This is a genomic window from Sorangium sp. So ce363 (assembly GCF_051520435.1).
GTDB classification, from domain to species: Bacteria; Myxococcota_A; Polyangia; order Polyangiales; family Polyangiaceae; genus Sorangium; species Sorangium cellulosum_B.
On sequence record NZ_CP150333.1, the window covers coordinates 8743578 to 8761862 of the forward strand.

An 18285-nucleotide genomic window follows, 5' to 3' on the forward strand; every position below is an offset into this window, starting at 1 on the left:
CTTCACTCCGTGGGAAGGCCGGCGGCCTTGCGGACCGCCGCGCGGATGCGCGTGTACGTGCCGCACCGGCAGATGTTGCCGGCGAGCGACCTGTCGATGTCGTCGTTCGAGGGCCGCGGGGTCTTCCGCAGGAGCGCGGCCGCGCTCATGATCTGCCCCGCCTGGCAGAAGCCGCACTGCGGGACGCCGAGCTCCACCCACGCGCGCTGGAGCGGGTGATCGCCGGTGGGGCTGAGCCCCTCGATCGTCGTCACCGAGCCGCCCGCCGCGCGCTTCACCGGCGTCACGCAGGCGCGCACCGTCTCGCCGTCGAGGTGCACCACGCACGCCCCGCAGAGCGCCTGGCCGCAGCCGTACTTCGTCCCCGTGAGGCCGAGCACGTCGCGCAGCACCCAGAGGAGCGGCATGTCCGGATCCACCTCGAGCTTCTGCTCCGCGCCGTTCACCTTCAGGATGATCATGGTCGGGACTCCTCGGGCGGGCACGCCGCGCCCGCCTTCACCCACGCGTCGACGAGCGCGCCGAAGGCCGCCTGCGAGCCGGGCGCCTTCGTGCGGCCATGGCCGGGCGCCCACCCCCACGCCACGAGCTCGTCGCGGTTGGAGTGCTCGACGATCTGCGCGAGCGTCTTCTTGCCGTTGCGCGCCGGATCCTTGATCTGCGCGCAGATCGCCGCCGGCGACCGCCCGAGCCACGCCATCTCCGCCGGCGCGAGGTGCCAGCCCGGCGCCCCGGGGACGCGGGCGAGCTCGAGGTTCTGCGCCTGATGGCACGACGTGCACTCCATCGCCGCCACCCCGCGATCGTTCGGACCGCGCTCGGCCAGCGGGCTGTGGCGCTCGCCGGCGTCGCCCTGGCGCGGGACGCCATCGTGAGGGTGGCAGTTCACGCAGCGCGGGTGGAGCAGCACCTTGCTCGCCTCGAGGAAGAGAGAGGCCGCGCGCGCGTCGTCGTCCCGGATCGCCGCGAACGCCTCCGGACTGCGGAGCTCGCCCGGAGCGACGGGCGGAAGAACGACCGGACTGGGCGCCTCCGCGGGACGCGAGTCGCACGCCGCGGCGAGGAGGCCGACGCCAGCCAGCAGGGAACAGAGGAGGAGAGGCTGCATCGCCCGGCCTACCCTGGTGACTCGCCGCGCGGACGACAAGCCCCGATTCGACCTGCGCCTTCGTCGCGTCCCCCGTCGCGTCCACCGACAGCGCAGTTCGTGTTACGTCGCGGTTTCCGGCGACAGGGCGCCGCGGGGAGCGCGCGAGGACGGCGGCCGTGAACCGTCCGTGAGCCGGTGTCGACAGCGCGCAGCGCAGCCGCTAGCGCGCCTGTAGCGAACTGTCACGAGGGCGCTACGCAGCGCGGCTCCACGCCACGACTGGACACCCCGACGCCGGCGCATGTCCCCTCAACCCCTCTGCCAGAGCGATGGCTCGCGGCGTGCAAGCCAGCTCCGGCATGAGCAAGACGTTAGGAATAGGCGAGGCCACCCAGCCATCGCCCTGCCTGATCGCCCCAGCTGAGGCAGGCTGCCACACCGCGTCGAGCTCCGAGCGCGGGCCGCTGCCGGGGATGCACGTGGGCTCCCAGCTCCGGCTCATCCGCGCGCTCGGCCAGGGAGGGATGGGGAGCGTCTGGCTCGCCGAGCACGTCGCGCTCAGGACCCATGTCGCGGTGAAGTTCCTCCGCGACATGTACATGGACCACCCGCTGGCCGTCGTGCGCCTCCACCGGGAGGCCGAGGCCGCGGCCCGCATCCAGAGCCCGCACGTGGTGCGCGTGTTCGATGTGAGCTTCACCGACCAGGGGGTCCCCTACATCGTGATGGAGCACCTGGAAGGGCAGACGCTGCAAGATCTGGTCGAGCGCCGCCGGCGGCTCTCGCTCGAGGAGACCGTCTCCATCCTTCGCCAGCTCTGCGCCGCGCTGGCCAGGGCGCACGAGGCGGGCATCGTTCACCGCGACATCAAGCCCGAGAACATCTTCCTCGTGGAGGGCGAGGGGGAGCCCTTCGTGAAGGTGCTCGACTTCGGCATCGCCAAGAACACCGTCGAGGAGGCCGAGCGGCTCACCGTCACGGGCGCCATCCTGGGGACGCCGCACTTCATGTCGCCCGAGCAGATGGCGGGCGGCGCGCGGGTCGGACCGCACAGCGATCTCTGGGCCCTCGGCGTCGTCGCCTACTTCTGCTTGACCGGGCAGATCCCCTTCGGCGGCGCCACCGTCGCCGCGGTGGCCGTGGCGATCGACCGCGGGCCGCCCCCGCCGCCGTCCCGGCTCGCCCCGGGTGTGCCGCCCGCGATCGACGCCTGGGTCCTCTCGCTGCTCGAGCCCGACCCGGCGCGCCGCGCCCGGAGCGCGCGCGCCGTCCTCGATGCGCTGGACGCCGCCCTCGCTGCCCCGCGCGTCGCGCGGCCCGCCCAGACCGAGCTCATGCCCCCGCGCGAGGCCCTCGGCTCGGGCGAAGGCTACTCGTCCCTCGTGACCACGCTCATGCCGTTCGGCACGCTGGGCGCGAGCTCGCCCCGGCAGCGGGCGCGGGCGCGCACCTGGGCCCTGGCCGCGGGCGCCGTCATGGGCCTCAGCACCCTGGCGTGGGCGGGGGCATCCGGCGTCGCCCGGACCGCGCCGGCAGCGCAGGCCGCGTCGCTCGCGATGGTTGCCGGCGGAGCGCCTGGGCGCGCCGCCCCCGCCGCCGAGCCCGCGGCCCAGTGCGCGACGAGCGGGCCGCTGCCCGAGGCGCGGGCCGCGGCCACGGCGCCGCAGGTCGAGGCGCAAGCCGCGGCCACGGCGCAGGACGACGCCAGGCCGCACCAGGCCGAGGCGCGGGCTGCGGCCACGGCGCAGGCTGCGATCCGGGCGGCAGCCGACGCCAGGGTGCCGGCCGTGTCTGGCGCCCAGAACGCCCTGCCGGCGGCGCTCGCCGCGCCTGCCGCGACGCCAGGCAAGACGGTCGCGACGCGCACGCGCTGGCGCCGCGATCTCGGCTTCTGACAGAGAGGAGACCCATGCGCCCCCGGCCCAGCACGCTGCTGATGATCACCAGCCTGATCCTCGCGTCGCCGCCGGCGCTCGCCGGCGACGCGGCGGACACCGCCGGCGGCGCCGCGGACGAGAAGGCGCGGCGCGACGCCCGGGAGCTCGTGTACCTGGGCGACGAGCTCTTCATCCTGAGGAGGTACGCGGAGGCGCTCCGCGCCTACGAGCGCGCCGAGCAGCTCGTCCGCGTGCCCTCGACCTCCATCGAGGTGGCGAAGGCGCTCGCCGCGATCGGCCGGCTCAGCGAGGCGCGCGAGCTCGCGTCCACGATCGCCTCGTCGCGCGCGCTCCCCGGGGAGCCCTGGCCGTTCATGCAGGCGCGGCGCCGCGCCGACGCCCTGCGCGACGAGCTCGACGACCGCATCCCCCGGCTGAAGGTGCGGCTCGTGCCGAGCCCCGCCGGGGCCAAGCTCCGGATCGACGGCCAGGAGGTGAAGGCCTCCTCGGAGGGGACCCTGATCGATCCCGGCAACCACTGGGTCGAGGTCGAGGCCGACGGCTACGTCGGCGCCCGGCAGCGGGTCTACGTCCCGGAGCGGGAGATCACGGCGATCGACGTCGCGCTCACCCCGGAGCCCCGCCCGGACGGCGTCTCGCCGTGGGCCATCGGCGGGTTCGTGGCCTCGGGCGCCGGGCTGGCGGTGGGGCTCGGCGTGGGCGCGGCCTACCTGAGCGCGAGGAACGACCTCGCCGAGGCGTGCCGGCAGGGCGCCTCGGGCTGCTCCGCAGATGCGCGAGGCGACGCCAACGCCCTGGGTTGGATCTCGAACGTGGGGTTCGGCCTCGCCATCGCGGGCGCGGCCGTCGGCGGCATCACCCTCGGCCTGGAGCGCTCGAAGACCCCGGCCTCGAGCGTCACCTGGGCGGTCGGTCCGGGCTACATCAGCATGCGAGGGACGCTGTGAGGGCGCGCCGCGCTGCCGCCTGCGCGTTCGCCGCGTGGGTCGCCGGATGTCAGGTCGTCGCCCCGCTGCCCGACGGCGAGGACGGCGCCACCTCGGCCGGGGGCGACGGCATCGACAGCGGCGCCGCCGCGGGCGACGCCGGCGATGGGAGCCCGGAGAGCTGGGTTCCGCCCGCGCAGGAGGCCGGCCCGTGCGAGATCGCCGCGTGCTCGGCGCACTGCGCCCGGTCGATGGATCTCTGCGAGCTCACGCCGCAGTACCCGTCGGTCGAGGCGTGCTGCACCGTCTGCGAGGCGATGCCCTCGCCCGACGGTTATGCCGGGTGCCGCGCGCCGGAGACCGGCGATCCCGCCGGTTGTACCGCGGCCGGGCCGCTCGGCCCGGAGGGCGGCGCCGGGTGCGTCGGGCGGTGCGAGGCGGTGTGCGTGCTCTACGCGGCCGTATGCCCGATCGAGCTCGCGGACATCGCGGCCTGCGAGGCCCTCTGCGCGGTCTTGCCGGCGCCGGAGGTGTTCAACGCGTGCGGCTCGCTCACGGTCGAGGGGTCGCTCGGGTGCGGCACGCAGCAGATCTACGCCGCGCTCGGCGCGGTCGACAAGAAGGCGCGCGACAAGGTGTGCCGCGACATCCTGGAAGGCCGCTGCCCTCCCCCGGCGTGCGCGGACGGCGACTAGCTCGATCCCGCCTCGCGAACGGCACCGCAAGCGGGGGAGGACCACCTCGGGGGGCGGCCTGTGGTCCTGTCAGGGTGCCAATGGGGGCGACGGGGGTCCCGGCGGCTACGGCGGCCCCGGGCGTGGCGGCGACTCGATCGGCATCGCCTACCTCGACGAGGACCAGCTCACGCTGGAGGGCGTCTCCTATGAGCTCGGACTGCCGGGCAAGGGCGGCGTGAGCTGGGATATCTGGTCCAGCGACGAGGTTACGGGGGAGGAGGGCATCGCCGCCAAGACGTTCCGGTTTCCTGACTAGTCGGGATCTTCTCGGAAGGACGACGCGGTCCGCAAACGATCCGCGGAGGCAGACGAGCCCAGGGCGACGCCCGTAAGGTCCGGTTAGAGGCGTCATAAGATCCGCGCTGGACGTACCCGCCCAGTGGACGGATGGCGACGGTGCCGAGCTTGCCGACGCTCGACGCAACCCGCCGAGCCCATCCCCCGGGCGCATAACCGCAGGACAGGATTGCAGATCACCGGTTGGCGCCGACTTTCCGGTAGGGGATCGATGCGCGCATCCGAAACGGGGGGGAATGTATGGAACATGAGTCGGTGATGAAGGTGAGCGCGCTCGTATTGTGCGGCGGGCTCGCAGCGATGCTCGTGTCGGCATGCGACTTGTCCTACACTTGCGACACAGTGGAGTCGGGAAGCGCGGGTGCTGGATACCCAACCGAATCCGCAGGGGCAGGAGATTTTCCAAGTAACGGCGATGAAGACGAAGGCGGAAACGAAGACGTGGGCAGCGACTCGTCCGCGTTAATGGCAGGTTGCACGCCAGTTCACCAATGTACCGAGATGCACGAAAAGTGCAGGGACATGGGGAGGCAGTGCACGCGTCCGATCGGCCATCGGAGCCTTTGTGATTACTGTCGCGAGGATTGTCAGGATAAGCGCCCGTACAAGCACAGTGAATGCTACAGCTGTGGATTCGAATGAACACGACGGACCTGCCTGCCCTTCTCGATGCGACGCATGTTGCCTTTGACCCGCCAACAGCAGACCGCCTGGTGCAACTCGACGCGGCCAACGTCGTGCGTTCGTCAGATTGCCTTGTTGTCGGGCCGAGCCGCCTCGATGCCCTGGAACATGTGCGGACGCGTGAGGCCTGGTGCTCTTTGTCTGAGAAGCGTTCGGGTGCAGACGAATCGGGCCAAAAGTGGGATCAGCTCTATTCGCAGGATGTTCGCTGGGAGCTGCCCGTTGTCTTGTGGGTATCAGTGAGCCTCCATGAACGAGTGAACCTATGGAGGGTCTGTAGCTGGCTGCGGCACATCGGGATCGCGTGCAGTGACGTCCTCATCATCGAGCTCGAGCGTGTCTACGGCACAATGAATAGGTTCCGCGAGCCACCGAGCATGCCGCGGCTCAACTGCTCCGCGTCGGTCGCCGACCATCTCGACAACGTTCTTCTGGATCGTCTCGCCAAGTCGTGCCCTTGGCCAGTGGAACGCTACGATCGTGCCGTTCGCCTCTGGGAAAGCTACGCCGATGAGGATCCTTTGCCCTTCGTCGAAAGCAGTATGGCTGGTGTCGAAGGGTTTCCGGAACTTACCCCCTTGTGGGGACTTCTGTCATCTTTCTTTCCTAGGAAGACCACGGAAGGTACCCTGCGCCTCAGCCAACTCGATGAACTCATCCTGACCATCCTCTCGGTAGGTGAGTACCAAACTGACGTGTCCGTGTTCTGCCACAAGTCGCAGTCTGGATTGGAACTGCGGGAGCTCCTCTCCTGTACAGGCGACCTGTTCCTAGAAGATCGTCTGGCCCAATGGGCGAGGCACGCTTCGAACGAGTTCGTAGAGCGCGCATCCGACGTGAGGCCTGACGTTGCGATGAAGTCGTGGGTGTACCGCCTCACCGAACGTGGTACGCGACTCCGAGACAAGGGGCTCGATCAGCTTGCGGACGCGCCGCGCCTTCCCGTAGCGGGGACCGAGGCGTACTCACCTGTGGCCCCCTGGGTGCTGCTCGAAGACGGACGGCTCGCTCGCCTGTGAGGGCTAGCCTAAACCCGCGCTCGGAAGCCAGCTGGCCCACTTGGATTCAGCCCTGTAGACCGAAGTGATAGAGGGACTCGCCATGCCCCCTGAGCCAGAAGACCAGGACCCGCGCCCGCCGCCTACCGAGGCGGAGCTGGCAGCGATCCCGGATACGGCCACCTTCGCCGCAGCCCTCGTGTGGTGCGGCTATCTCGCGTCGCCCAAGATGGTCGCGAAGATCCCCCCCGCGGAGCTGCGCCGCCCTGCGCTCGGCCACACCGACAGCTTGCTCGCCACCTTCCGGCCAGTCCGCCAGAATGAGCCGGAGACGCGGGCATGGTGGCTAGCGCTGCTCGAGCGCCTCGAGAGCTTCCGGGCGCTCTGCGAAGCATGGGACGGCACCACAGCGCCGCCTATGCCGTTGCAGGAGGCCGCGCGGGCGGTCCTCATGCACCTGAATCACAAGTCGAGTTCGGAGGAGTACGAGGCGCTCGATAAGGAGGTAAGCCCGTTCTATCTCCAGCCTCCCAGCCCGCGGGGCGCGTAGGCTCGGCGGTCCGCCAAGTATCGGAACTTACAGACGGTCACGCAGCGTCTGCGAGCGTGGGGAGCTCGTTCGCCGAAGCGGTTGCCCTCGGTGCGGGTGAGCGGCACGGCGCGGCGCCTCGGAGCGGGGCGCCGCGCCTAGAACGAGAGCGAGGTGTTGCCCTGGCTCCCGTGACGGAGCCATCGTTGCTTCTCCTCGAGTGCCTGGCCTGCAAGGGCAGGATGAAGCTCTTCGCCATGATCACCGAGCCGAGCAACATCGCCCGCCTCCTCACCGCGCTCGGCGAGCCGACCGGCGTTCCAAGCCGCTCACCCAGCGCCGACGCGGCGGCCGCCGTACTGGGGGTTCGAAGCGCCGGAGCGTGTCGTAGCTCGCGCTGACGCCGTGGTCGCGCTTGAGCAGCAGGTGGATCTTCGTCAGCTTCAGCGGCCGAGTCTCGGCGAGCCAGGCCTCGATACGTGCGCGATGCGCGCCGATCTCTTTCCACTCCTCGCTCGCGTCGGGCACCGGGCGCGCCTGCACGCGCTGGGCGATCGCGTGGATCTCTTCGTCCGTCGGTTCGCGGTCGCGCGGCAGTGGCAACGTCGCTTCGGAAGCTGGCCCCATGACCTTGCAAAAAACTGGGTCACGCCCCCCGCGCGGGTGGCCCCATCCTCCTGCGTTTGGGGTGGCCCCATGACCCTGCAAGAAACGCCGTCAGGTGGCTCCATGAGGCTGCAAACTGGCAGGGATGAGTGGTTTGGTCAGCGTCGCCCCGCTCGCGGCGCTCAACCGAGCGACTGCAAGATCGAGCTGAATCCGTGCTGGCCGTGGCGGCTGCCCTGCGGGGACAGCCACGCTTCGTATGTGTCGCCGCTCGGCGAACGGAGCTGGATGAACTCGAGGCTCACGAGAGGGTTGAAGGGGTTGCCGGGGCGGGGGCCGATGTCTTGGCCGGGATACGCCGCGTCTTGGTTGAAGGCGCGGGTGCCCTGATCGAGGGCGGCGAGGTGCTTGTAGTTGCCGCGTTTGCCGAAGTCGCTGTACTCGCGAGAGACGAGGACGCGGCCGCGGTTGGTGAGGCCGACGTGAACGTTGGGAACGTAGGTGGAGACGCCGATCATGGCGGCAGATGCGGCGTTGAGGACTCCGCCGGCGATGCGGCGGGCCGTGCCAGCGGGCGCCTGGTACTCGACTCCGCTCCAGTTACCGATGATGCGCTCGCCGGGCTGGAGCTCGTAATACTGGGCGTAGAAGTCGCTGAATTTTTGCTCGATCTCCTCCGGTGTCATGTTGGCGGCCTCGGCCATGGCTTTCTTACGGACGTGCATCGAGTACGCGAAAGCGGCCGCCATGAACACGAGCGGGATCAAGTAATACATTTGCATGACCATCTCCTCCTAGAGAACCCACGCTCCACTCTGGAGCCACCGAAGGCGATGGTTACGCGGCGGCGCACGCCAGGTCAAGGGGGCGCACTTCGAGTGATCAACCAGCGATCGGACAACCGTCGATACGCAAACGCCCCGTCAACGGCCGTGGCGCCCTCCTGGGCAGCCCCGGCGTCCCTCCTGCGCAGCTACTTCGGTGTCCGTTGTGACAGTCGCACGGGTCCTGCGCCGCTGGCGGCGTCCTCCTGCGCACCCTCGCGCGTGTCCTGCGCAACAATACTTTGATTCCTGTGCCGCCGCGACGTCTTCCTGCGCCCTTGTCGAGAGATGCCACGTTGCCTCCGCCGAAGGGCGTGATGACCATGCCCTCGGCGCCCGCCGCCGTCACTGCCTCTTCTATCTGTTAGCTCCATGGATCTCCGTTGATCACCCGGAATCTCTTTGGGCCCGTTTACGTTCCCCGTGACCGACCGACGTTCCAGGCCGCTCCCCTAACCGAGGGCCGCCGTACTGGGGTTCGGGGCGCAGGGCGCCGTAGGCGACCCGGAGCCCCGAGCGTTGAAGAGCACCGTCCTGCGCCGCAAGGCGCTCGGGCACGCCCCGTAGCCGCAAGAACATCCCGGGCCAGACCAACTCCCGGAGGGCGCGATCCGGCTTCTTTTACCTACGCGCGGACGGCTCAGCGCGCGCTGCGCGCTCGGCTCAGTAGGGGCGCTGGCCGACGAAGTTGCCGGGAGGATCGTAAGTGCACACCCAGAACTGCCAGGCGCTGCCCCCTTCGAACGGTGAGCCGTCCGCACAGCTGGCGATCCCGCAGCCGATCCGCAGGGAGTCGGCCCAGACCACCTGGGTGTAATGGCCGCACGTGGCGGCGCTGCAGGCGTTGCTCGCGAGGTCGTAGCTGACCGCCTCGCTGATCCACGAGCCGACGACATCCTCGGGGGCGGGTGAGGCGCCGCTCGACGTCGCGAAGAGGTTCTCTCCGTAGCCGTTCGCGCTGTGGCGGAACACACACTTATCGGCATGGGCCTGAGCCACCGCGGCGAGCTCGGACGACCACGAGAGCGGGGGCAGCGGCTGATCGGCGGGCGGGTCGACCGCGGCGCGCGCCGCGTTGTGGGCCGCCGTCATCCCGACCATCCGGGGCGGCTCGTCGGCGCCCTGGCCGCTCGCCGGGGCGTCGGCGTCGTCGGGCGAGCTGCCGCACCCGGCAGCGAGGGCAAGCATCAGGGAGAGCAGCGCGAACCCGTGGAGACGTGAGCCGAGCGTATTCACGGAACAATTGTCCTACAGCTCGGCCGCGCGCCGCAACAATTAATTCGATGATGGGCTATGTCAACTCACGACAGACCTTGTACCGATAAGCCCTACAGCCGTGTGGACGGCAACGTCCGGGCATGGCGCCGGACGTCGGGATAGCCGTTATCCAGCCGGATGGAAATCCAGCCATCCAGCCATCCAGCCATCATCGCAGATGGATTACCATCCTGCTGATAGGCTATACCCTAGGGGCCGGTCGAAAACGGCAACAATTCCGCGACGTGGCGCTTGTCAGCGGCGACGAACTGTGAGCTATGCTCGCGCTGCTTCGGAGCGCCTCGCCTCCCGCCGGGGTACCGGGGCGAGCGGGAGGTCGAAGCGCGCGTCCCAGGTCGGGAGCTCCTCGAGGCGCTCCGCCAGCCGGGCGTGCTCCCTGGGGAGCAGAGCGCGCGCCGAGATCACGCGACCGGTCAGCTCGTCCATCGGCACGCCGAAGGACCGCCGTCCCCGTAGGGGCGATCTCACGAGCGCTCAGCTGCCTGCGAGGAGCCCCGGGCATTTCACGTTGACGGCCGCGCACGCCGCGGGTTGCGGCGAGAAGTCATCGATGGACGACGCACAGGTGATCGCCTCGAAGGCGTCGCCCGTGGCGATCATGCAGGCCTTGAGCTCCGCGACCGTGGCGGTGCACCCCGCGAAGCCGGCCGTGTCGCACGAGCCGGTCGGCTCGGGCGCCTCCGGAGCGCTGATGCAATCCGCCCTGGCGGTCTCGCAGTCCGTGCCATCCACGACGCTGGCGAGCACCCCGGCGAGGTCGCACAGGTCCTCCTTCGAGAGATCGAGTGAGCCGGTGACGTCGTCGCACACCTGCTGGGCCTCTGCGGCCGTCAGCTCGCCGAGCTGCTCGCCGTCGAGAGCATCCCCGCCGCCGGTGTCGGTCCCGCCGCCGGTGTCGCTTCCGCCGCCGGTGTCGGTCCCGCCGCCAGTGTCGGTCCCGCCGCCGGTGTCGGTCCCGCCGCCGGTATCGGTCCCGCCGCCGGTGTCGCTTCCGCCGCCGGTGTCGGTCCCGCCGCCGGTGTCGGTCCCGCCGCCGGTATCGGTCCCGCCGCCGGTGTCGGTCCCGCCGCCGGTATCGGTCCCGCCGCCGGTATCGGTCCCGCCGCCGGTGTCGCTTCCGCCGCCGGTGTTGCTGCCGGCCTTGCCCCCATTGCTCCCCTCCCCATCGCCGCATGCCACGAGCGAGAGCGAGAGCGAGAGGCCGGCCATCAACAATCCAAGAAGCTTCATCCGTATCATCGGGCCTCCATCAACGAGAATGTTCACCTGCGTGTCCACGCGGCGCTCGAGGACGGCTCCGCCAAAGGATGCGAGCGGGGCTGCATCGTCGATCGGGCGGGCGCGCAATGCGTGAACCTACCACGAACAGGATTGAAGTCTCCTTCCCCACCCTCGGCAAATTGGTCGCGCTGGCCGGCCAGGGCCGGCGGGGACGGGTGCCTCGTCGAGGCGTTCGGTCTGGGACGACGCGGTGGCGTCTCCAGCGCTCCATGCCATTCGACCGGTGCGGATGCAGCCGGCCCTCGTACAGGACGGATACCAGAGGGCAAGCCTTGCACCTCGGGGCCAGCCCTCTTCGATGTACAGACTCGCCAGCATCTGGATGACAAGGAAAGGCTTTGATGAAAGCCCGCCCCGCCCGTCCGCCTGGCTCCTTCCTGTTACGCTATCCTCGTGGTTCCTGCGGTTGTCCCGATTGACGTATTCATCTCGTATCGTATGCAGCCGCGAACGAGAAGCAGAAGGACGTGCTCAGAAGACATCTGTCGGCCCTGAAGCGCGAAGGAAAAGTCCGCACCTGGCATACCGGGCGCATCGGGGTCGGCAGCGACCGGGACGCCGAGATCAAGGCCCGCCTCGGTGCGGCGCACCTCATCCTGCTCCTCGTCAGCCTCGATTACCTCGCCGGCCAGACCAACTCCCGGAGGGCGATGTGTGCACGCGGCACGCCGATGCGCCCCTTGGCGCGCTCTGCGCCGCGCGGGGCCCGCTCTTTCGACCCATGGACGAGGCGTCGCGACGCGCGCGGTCCCGCCACTTCGGTTCGCCGCGCCACACTTCTTCGCGCAGCGATCCGGCTTCTTTTACCTACGCGCCGTCCTCGCTCAAACCGGGGAGGGACGACTTTCACCTTCCCTCTTTCGTCTTCCACTCGGCATCACGAGGCCTTCGAGCGCCCGGCACGGCGCCGCGCGTGTGGGCACAGGTGCGTCCACATGGCGCCTCATCTGAGGGGCTTCCACGAACTACCATGGTTGATATAGATCATGGCTTGGACATGCCCCTCATCACGCGCCCTCGGCTTCGACCCATCATCGCGCTCGCGGCGCTCACGGCGCTCGCCTGCCAGGAGGTGCCGCGCGCTGCCCCAGGAGCTCGCGGGCTCACCGCGCCAGCTGGCACCGAGCCGGCGCCGGCCGCGCCGATCGCGGCGGAGACCGCCGAGCCGGCGCCGGAGCCCGCGCCGCTGCCCCCGGTCTCCCCAGGGCTCGAGCTGCAGGACGAGCCTTATGCAGAGGCGCGCGCGAAGTTCAAGACCAAGCTCATCTCCGCGGATCCGGCACCTCAGAGCTACCAGAACGTCCCGCCGCCCCCGGGCGCGCGCGAGATATCGTATCTCTCCGGCGGCCTCAAGCTCAAGGCATGGGTCAGTGAGCCCCCGGCCGACGGACGCCGCCTGCCCGCGGTCCTGTTCCTGCATGGTGGGTTCGCCTTCGCCCTCGATGACTGGGAGATGGCAGAGCCCTATCGCGACGCGGGCTTCGTCGTCCTCATGCCCATGCTCCGAGGAGAGAACGGCCTCCCCGGCGGGTTCTCGATGTTCTTCCACGAGGTCGACGACGTGCTCGCCGCCGCCGACGCCCTGGCCAAGCTGCCCTATGTGCAACCCGATCGCCTCCATGTCGCAGGCCATAGCGTGGGAGGGACACTCACCCTCCTCGCAGCGATGGGATCCGACCGGTTTCGCGCCGCCGCGTCGTTCTCCGGGTCGCCCAACCAGATCGACTGGTCCTCGGGTCAAACCAGGCTCATCCCTTTCAGCCCGTACGACATACGGGAGTTCCAGATCCGCTCGCCGGTTGCCTATGCGACGAGCTTTCGGTGCCCGGTGCGGCTGTACCACGGGCTGTCCGGCGGGGAGCGCTTCTTCGGCCCCGCGAGCCAGCGGCTCGCCCTCCTGGCGCAGCGCAGCGGGCTCGACGTCAAGGTGGTGCCGGTCGCAGGGGATCATTTCACCTCCGTCCCGGAGGCGATGAGGCAAAGCATCGAGTTCTTTCGCGAGCAGCAGTGACCGCCGCCGTGATCGGTCCGCGCCCTGCGCGCCTCGTGCGCGGGCAAGGCGGACGTTGACACCGCCCGGCGCGGGCGCGTGGATTCGACGGTGGACCCCTCGGCGCGGGAGGCTCGGAAGCTGCTGGCGACCTGCGCCGGGCGCGGGGCTGGTCGTCCTGGGCGGCGATGAGCGGAGGCCGCGCGCGAACTGCCGTCCGAGATGTGATGCCCTCCGCGCCGGCCTAGACCTCGACGAAACGGCGGACGCGGAGCTCTTCGTCATGGGTCATGGGCGTCCGTGCTGCCGACGCGTCCATCGCCGAGCAGGAGCGCTGGGAGCGGGATCGGCTCCGCTGACGCCGCGCATTGCCGTCAGCGGTCTACAATTTCCACATCCTGCGCCGTCGATCTGACGAGGGGCCCGTAGTAGCATCTCGGGGATGAGCCCCCGACGAGACAGCGCCGCGCCTGCTCGGCTGCCGGTCATCCCCGAGAACGACCCAGTGTGGCAGGCTGTTCTGCGCGCGCCGATCGATGACGAGCCGCTGACGGAGGAGGAGCGCGCGGCGATGGAGGCTGGGGCGGACGGCCAGGGGATCCCGCACGAGGTGGTCACGGCTGAGCTCCGGCGGCGGGCAGAAGCCGAAGGCGCTGGGGCGGAGTTCGACGAGCTGATGCGCGCGCGCCTGCGTCGATGAGCTGGGAGGTCGAGTGGATGCCGTCGGGCATCATCTCGCTTCAGCGGATCCACTGGCGTGACGGTGAACGCATCGACGCGGCCGTGCAGCGCTTCGCCACGACCGGCGAGGGCGACGTCCGCCGCGTCCCCGCTGACCATGCCGGTGTCATGAGATTGCGCGTCGGGCGGTATCGCGTCCTCACCACGCTCGACCCCTGGGACGGCGTGATGCGCGTCTGGTGGGTGCACAGCCTGTAGCGTCCGTGCACCGACGGGGTGGAGCGAGCGCCAGAACGGCAGTCGGTCGCTTCCGGATCCTGTGAGGCGAAGCACGCCTACTGCCGTGCCAGAGAGCTCCTCGACCCCATCGTAGCCAAGGACCGAGCCGCGCTGGACGTCCGCGAGGCGCTCACCCTGATGAAGGCGAAGGAGGCGCCTCTTCTCCGCGCTGAGCGGGCCGAGTTCGAGGAGCCGCGGGGCTCGGAGTGCGCGGGCTCGGTCGATCCAGAAATCGACCGAGCCCGTGTCGGGTCTTCCTCTCCGTTTACGGAAAAGGTTTGAGGCGCGTGGAGCGAGGGGCATCGGCGCCCCCACCGCCCGCGCGTCCGACCTCACCCTGCAACGAATGTTCTGGGAGGACCCCCATGCGACAATTCACCTTTCTGGCTCGCCTCTCTCCCCTGGCCCTCACCCTCCTGGCCGTCGCGGGCTGCGGGGGCCTTGCCCCAGAGACCCAGGCGGATCCTTTCACTGATCATGAGCCGGGCGCCGCGGAGCCCAGCGGCCCGGCCGCGAAGCCCGCCGCTGTCACGACGGGCCCTGTCGTCGCTCTCACGTCCATTCAACGCGAAAAGGCCCCTCTGCTCGCGGAGCTCATGGACGGCGCCCCTTCGAGGTTCCGGCCGGACCTCATCGCGGATCCGAGCCCGGCGAGCCGCGTGGCAGAGGCGTCCGCCGTGCTCATCGACGCCGAGGCCGCGAGCGCCGACGACATCCGCTCCTACGCGTCCCTGCTCCGGGCAGCGCGCCTCGCGGGGGTGCCTGTGATCCTCGAGAACGCGCGCGACGCCGAGAAGGTCGCGCTGGCGCTGGGCATCGGGATGTCCGCGCAAGTCGTCTACGCGGCGCCCAGCCCGGGCGGCCAGCGCTTCGACGTGCGCGTCTTTGGCGACGTCACCGGCGAGGAGACCGAGGAGCACAGCTCGGTGCGCTTGCCGGCCTCCGCGAAGGCGAGGTACGCCCGGATGACCACGGACGAGCGGGCCGAGCTCGGAAAGAAGCTCGAAAGGAGCGAGGCCGAGCTCGACGCGCTGTTCGACGCGGCGCCCGAGGCCGAGCCCATCACCATCGACGCAAAGCCCCGGATCGCCTCGAGGTCCGAGGTCGCGCAGACGGCGTTACCTGCCCGGGGCGAGCTCCTCGCCGAGATCAAGGGCCTGCTCGCGGACCACAAGGCCCACGCGCTCGCCCAGCTCGTGACCGAGCCTCTGCCCGAGGGCACCTACCGCTCGTACAACGTGACGCCCACCTCCATCAACTGGGAGTGCGGCGACGACGGCCAGCGCTCCGTCATCGACCGCAACTTCACGGTGACGCTCCTCGCCTCCAACGCGCCGGAGGGCAAATACGTCGTCTTCGCGGGCAATGGCACCCAGTACAACCCCGGCGGGCTCAAGTGGAACTCGGGGAACAACCGCGGCTACTTCCAGGAGACCCTCCAGCACTCGATTCGTCCCCTGCGGGAGGGGCTCTCGCCCTACGCCCACAGGCCCCACTCGGCCAACGAGTCCTCGACGTTCACCACGTCGAACGGGTTCTCGGTTGGCGCGGGCGTGGGCGTCGATGGGCCGTCCACGAGCTTCAGCTTCGATGTGAGCGAGCAGGCCTCTCAGTCCTTGAACGACTTCGACGTGATCGATTTCTCCTCGGGTTCGCTCTTCGGCTGGCAATACAAGCTGGCCTCGGTGAGCGGGCATTCTTACAAGAAATGGGAGGACCTCCACAACGACACGTGGGGCGGCCTCTACGGCCTGCCCAACCTCGCCAAGAGCACGCTCACGGACGAATACGAGGGTATCTACGCGGCGAGCCTCCAGGATCAGTCGCTTTACCCGGTGGAGAACGTCAACCTGCAGTCGGTGCGGCACACCTGGGTCTCCCACGATTACCTCCTCTGGGAGGAGATCAAGACCACCTCATGCGGGAAGGCGGCCGGCTCCATCGTCACCGTGGACCTGAGCTCGGTCAACGTGGCCAAGCTGGGCACCATCCCCTTCAAAGAGACGTTCGATCAAGGCGTCGCGCCGAGCGTCTGGACCGTGATCAACGAGGGCATCACCGACAGCTCGCCGAGCTGGAGCGGGGTAGGCGGAGCGGCGACCGAGACGGGCAGCGCGTTCGATTACCCCCAGACCGCGGCCGACGGAGCTGTCGACATGCGCGGGACCTACCTCGTCGCGCCCCACACGGCCTTCGGGCAGGGAGCGCTCTCGGCGAAGATCTACGCGGGCGACCCCGACGGCTTCGGCCTCATGTACGCCATCAACGACACCGGCTCGAGCTACTACCGGGTGATGTTCGACGCGAGCTTGAGCGTCGCGCGCCTGGTCCGGGTGGACAACGGCGTCTTCACCGAGCTCGCGGTCAACACGAGCTATGTGCCGCCGCAGAACGCATGGATGACGGTGCGGGTCGAGCGCGAGGGCACGACGCACCGGATCAAGGTCAATGATCAGGTGGTGCTGGCCGTGCCGAGCGAGGTGACGTACGCGTGGGGTTCGGTCGCCCTCTTCTCGTGGGCGATGAGCAACGTGCGCTTCGACGACGTGACGATCACGACCCTTTGACGCGATCCTGAGACGCCTGGGCGGCGCGGGGCGCGGACTCGCGCCGCCACAGCAGGATCGCGGTCGCCAGCGAACCCAGCATCGCCGCGGCGTAGATCCCGGACGCGCGCGCCGGCAGGACCACTACCCCACGCCTCCAACTCGCTCGTGTGCACGCCTTCGCGCCTCAGCAACACGCCGAGTTCGTTGTCGGAGAGCCGCTCGGCAGCCAGCACGATGCGGACCTTGTCGCCGGCCGATCGTACCGGTCCGGCGAGCTGCTTGAGGTCGTTGGGCGTTCCTCCCTGCGGCATGACTGCTTGAGAGAGAGCATGCCACTTTGACAAGGTCGGCTGCGGGATCTTGACCTCCCGAGCGAGCTCCGTTGCCGTCACCTGTTGGGACCGGTCATTCGCTGGTCGTTGGCAGGTAAGGTGGGATCTTTGACATTGCCGACAGGCTCAAGCCGCCGCACCATCCAGCGCAGGCCCCGATCGGCGCGGAATCCCAGTCCGAGGAGGTGGCCGTGACCGACATCACCCCGACAACCTCATCGAGAACCCGCCACATTGCCATGCTGGCTTTCCCCGACTGCCAGATCCTGGATGTGTGCGGTCCACTGGAAGTGTTCTCCTTCGTCAACTGCTGGCTCCACCTCACCTGCAATCCCGATTGGACGGCGTACCGATTCTCGGTGATCGCCGAGCGGGCGGGACCCATCAGGACCATGTCAGGGCTCCAGATCATTGCGGACCATGACCTTGCCGATGTGGGGGACGACATCGACACCTTGCTGGTGACGGGCGGCATCGGGGTCGACCGGGCCCGCAACAATCCGGTCCTGGTGGATTGGGTCCGGAGCATGGACCAGCGGGTGCGGCGGATCGGCTCGGTCTGCACCGGCGCCTTTCTGCTGGCCGAGGCCGGGCTGCTGAACGGCTGCCGCGCCACCACCCACTGGCACTGGTGCCAGCAACTGGCAGAGGAATACCCGGACATCCGGGTGGAACCTGATCGTCTCGCCATCCGTGACGGTTCCCGCTACAGCTCGGGTGGCGTCACGGCGGGCATGGACCTCGCCCTCTGCATGATCGAGGAGGATTTCGGGCCGGAGGCGACCGCCATGGTGGGGCGCTGGCTGCTGGTCTTCCCCAACCGACCCGGTGGGCAGTCCCAGTTCAACGTGGTCCTGCACAACAGCTCCGGCGCCCGGCGGGATTTCCGGGAGCTGCAGACCTGGATCGATGCCCATCCCGAGGCCAATCTGAGCGTCGACGCCCTGGCGCGGCGCATGCACATGAGCCCCCGCAATTTCGCTCGCCTGTTCGAGCGCGAAGTGAGGCTGACCCCCGCCAGGTTCGTCGAGCAGAGCCGCCTGGAGAAGGCCAGGGCATGGCTTGAAAATAGTCTGTCGCCGGTGGAGATGATCGCGGAAAAGTGTGGATTTGGTGGCGCAGAAGCGATGCGTCGCTGTTTTCAGAGGAACTTCAAGGTGAGCCCCCTGGTCTACCGGTCGCGTTTCAGAAGGGCGGGTGTTCTGTAATCCGATCATCCGGTCATGCGGTAACGGTTAGACTCCCGTCATTCCGACGGTACTTTCCATGGCAATAAATCCTGTTGAAGCCCATCAACCGTCCGGAG

The 18285-nt window shown here is 69.2% G+C and carries 17 protein-coding genes; 11 read left to right on the top strand and 6 right to left on the bottom strand.

The genetic code is table 11. The annotated features are described in order from the left end of the window. Positions 1-2 precede the first annotated feature (2 nt). Positions 3-461: a (2Fe-2S)-binding protein gene (locus WMF12_RS32900; protein WP_437851765.1), complete on the bottom strand. Its 459-nt coding sequence runs from the start codon at positions 459-461 to the stop codon at positions 3-5. After that, entirely contained in the window at positions 458-1108 is a 651-nt protein-coding gene (locus tag WMF12_RS32905) for an Isoquinoline 1-oxidoreductase subunit (protein WP_437740625.1), read from the bottom strand. The genes WMF12_RS32900 and WMF12_RS32905 overlap by 4 nt, the downstream gene beginning before the upstream one ends. Positions 1109-1449: 341 nt before the next feature. Between WMF12_RS32905 and WMF12_RS32910 the strand changes: the two genes are divergently transcribed. The 5 genes from WMF12_RS32910 to WMF12_RS32930 all read left to right on the top strand — a co-directional run bounded on the left by WMF12_RS32910 (position 1450) and on the right by WMF12_RS32930 (position 7180). Beyond that, positions 1450-2985 carry a serine/threonine-protein kinase gene (locus WMF12_RS32910; RefSeq protein ID WP_437851767.1) on the top strand — a complete coding sequence of 512 codons (1536 nt, stop codon included), beginning with the start codon at positions 1450-1452 and terminating at the stop codon, positions 2983-2985. 14 nt (positions 2986-2999) lie between these two features. Continuing rightward, entirely contained in the window at positions 3000-3935 is a 936-nt protein-coding gene (locus WMF12_RS32915; protein ID WP_437851770.1) for a PEGA domain-containing protein, read from the top strand. Then, positions 3932-4609 carry a hypothetical protein gene (locus WMF12_RS32920; protein ID WP_437851772.1) on the top strand — a complete coding sequence of 226 codons (678 nt, stop codon included), beginning with the start codon at positions 3932-3934 and terminating at the stop codon, positions 4607-4609. Before WMF12_RS32915 ends, WMF12_RS32920 begins: the two co-directional genes overlap by 4 nt. A 977-nt stretch (positions 4610-5586) precedes the next feature. Next, positions 5587-6651 (top strand): DUF1835 domain-containing protein, encoded by a 1065-nt coding sequence (locus WMF12_RS32925; RefSeq protein WP_437851775.1) that lies wholly within the window; start codon positions 5587-5589, stop codon positions 6649-6651. 82 nt (positions 6652-6733) lie between these two features. Continuing rightward, on the top strand, positions 6734-7180 hold the full coding sequence (locus WMF12_RS32930) for a hypothetical protein (protein WP_437851776.1): 447 nt from the start codon (positions 6734-6736) through the stop codon (positions 7178-7180). Positions 7181-7450: 270 nt separating this feature from the next. On the opposite strand, the gene WMF12_RS32935 is transcribed toward WMF12_RS32930, so the two are convergent. The 3 genes from WMF12_RS32935 to WMF12_RS32945 all read right to left on the bottom strand — a co-directional run bounded on the left by WMF12_RS32935 (position 7451) and on the right by WMF12_RS32945 (position 9825). Next, complete coding sequence (locus WMF12_RS32935; RefSeq protein ID WP_437851778.1) at positions 7451-7786, bottom strand: hypothetical protein; 336 nt, start codon at positions 7784-7786, stop codon at positions 7451-7453. A gap of 161 nt (positions 7787-7947) precedes the next feature. Next, complete coding sequence (locus WMF12_RS32940; RefSeq protein ID WP_437851780.1) at positions 7948-8547, bottom strand: hypothetical protein; 600 nt, start codon at positions 8545-8547, stop codon at positions 7948-7950. Between the two features lie 705 nt (positions 8548-9252). Beyond that, the gene (locus WMF12_RS32945; RefSeq protein WP_437851781.1) at positions 9253-9825 is read right to left on the bottom strand and encodes a CAP domain-containing protein; all 573 of its coding nucleotides are present in this window, start codon (positions 9823-9825) and stop codon (positions 9253-9255) included. A gap of 122 nt (positions 9826-9947) precedes the next feature. Here WMF12_RS32945 and WMF12_RS32950 point away from each other — a divergent pair, with 122 nt between their 5' ends. Then, positions 9948-10121, top strand: a complete 174-nt coding sequence (locus WMF12_RS32950) for a hypothetical protein (protein WP_437851783.1) — start codon at positions 9948-9950, stop codon at positions 10119-10121. 220 nt (positions 10122-10341) lie between these two features. Here WMF12_RS32950 and WMF12_RS32955 read toward each other — a convergent pair whose 3' ends face one another. After that, the gene (locus tag WMF12_RS32955; RefSeq protein ID WP_437851784.1) at positions 10342-11097 is read right to left on the bottom strand and encodes a hypothetical protein; all 756 of its coding nucleotides are present in this window, start codon (positions 11095-11097) and stop codon (positions 10342-10344) included. Positions 11098-12145: 1048 nt separating this feature from the next. Between WMF12_RS32955 and WMF12_RS32960 the strand changes: the two genes are divergently transcribed. From WMF12_RS32960 to WMF12_RS32980, 5 genes are all read left to right on the top strand, one after another. Beyond that, positions 12146-13159 carry an alpha/beta hydrolase family protein gene (locus tag WMF12_RS32960; protein WP_437851786.1) on the top strand — a complete coding sequence of 338 codons (1014 nt, stop codon included), beginning with the start codon at positions 12146-12148 and terminating at the stop codon, positions 13157-13159. Between the two features lie 421 nt (positions 13160-13580). Further along, positions 13581-13838 (top strand): hypothetical protein, encoded by a 258-nt coding sequence (locus WMF12_RS32965; RefSeq protein ID WP_437851788.1) that lies wholly within the window; start codon positions 13581-13583, stop codon positions 13836-13838. Further along, positions 13835-14077: a type II toxin-antitoxin system RelE family toxin gene (locus tag WMF12_RS32970; RefSeq protein ID WP_437851790.1), complete on the top strand. Its 243-nt coding sequence runs from the start codon at positions 13835-13837 to the stop codon at positions 14075-14077. The genes WMF12_RS32965 and WMF12_RS32970 overlap by 4 nt, the downstream gene beginning before the upstream one ends. Before the next feature lie 386 nt (positions 14078-14463). Next, on the top strand, positions 14464-16665 hold the full coding sequence (locus WMF12_RS32975) for a hypothetical protein (protein WP_437851792.1): 2202 nt from the start codon (positions 14464-14466) through the stop codon (positions 16663-16665). A 505-nt stretch (positions 16666-17170) separates the two neighbouring features. After that, positions 17171-18187, top strand: coding sequence for a GlxA family transcriptional regulator (locus WMF12_RS32980; RefSeq protein ID WP_437851794.1), 1017 nt, complete (start codon positions 17171-17173; stop codon positions 18185-18187). Positions 18188-18285 lie beyond the last annotated feature (98 nt).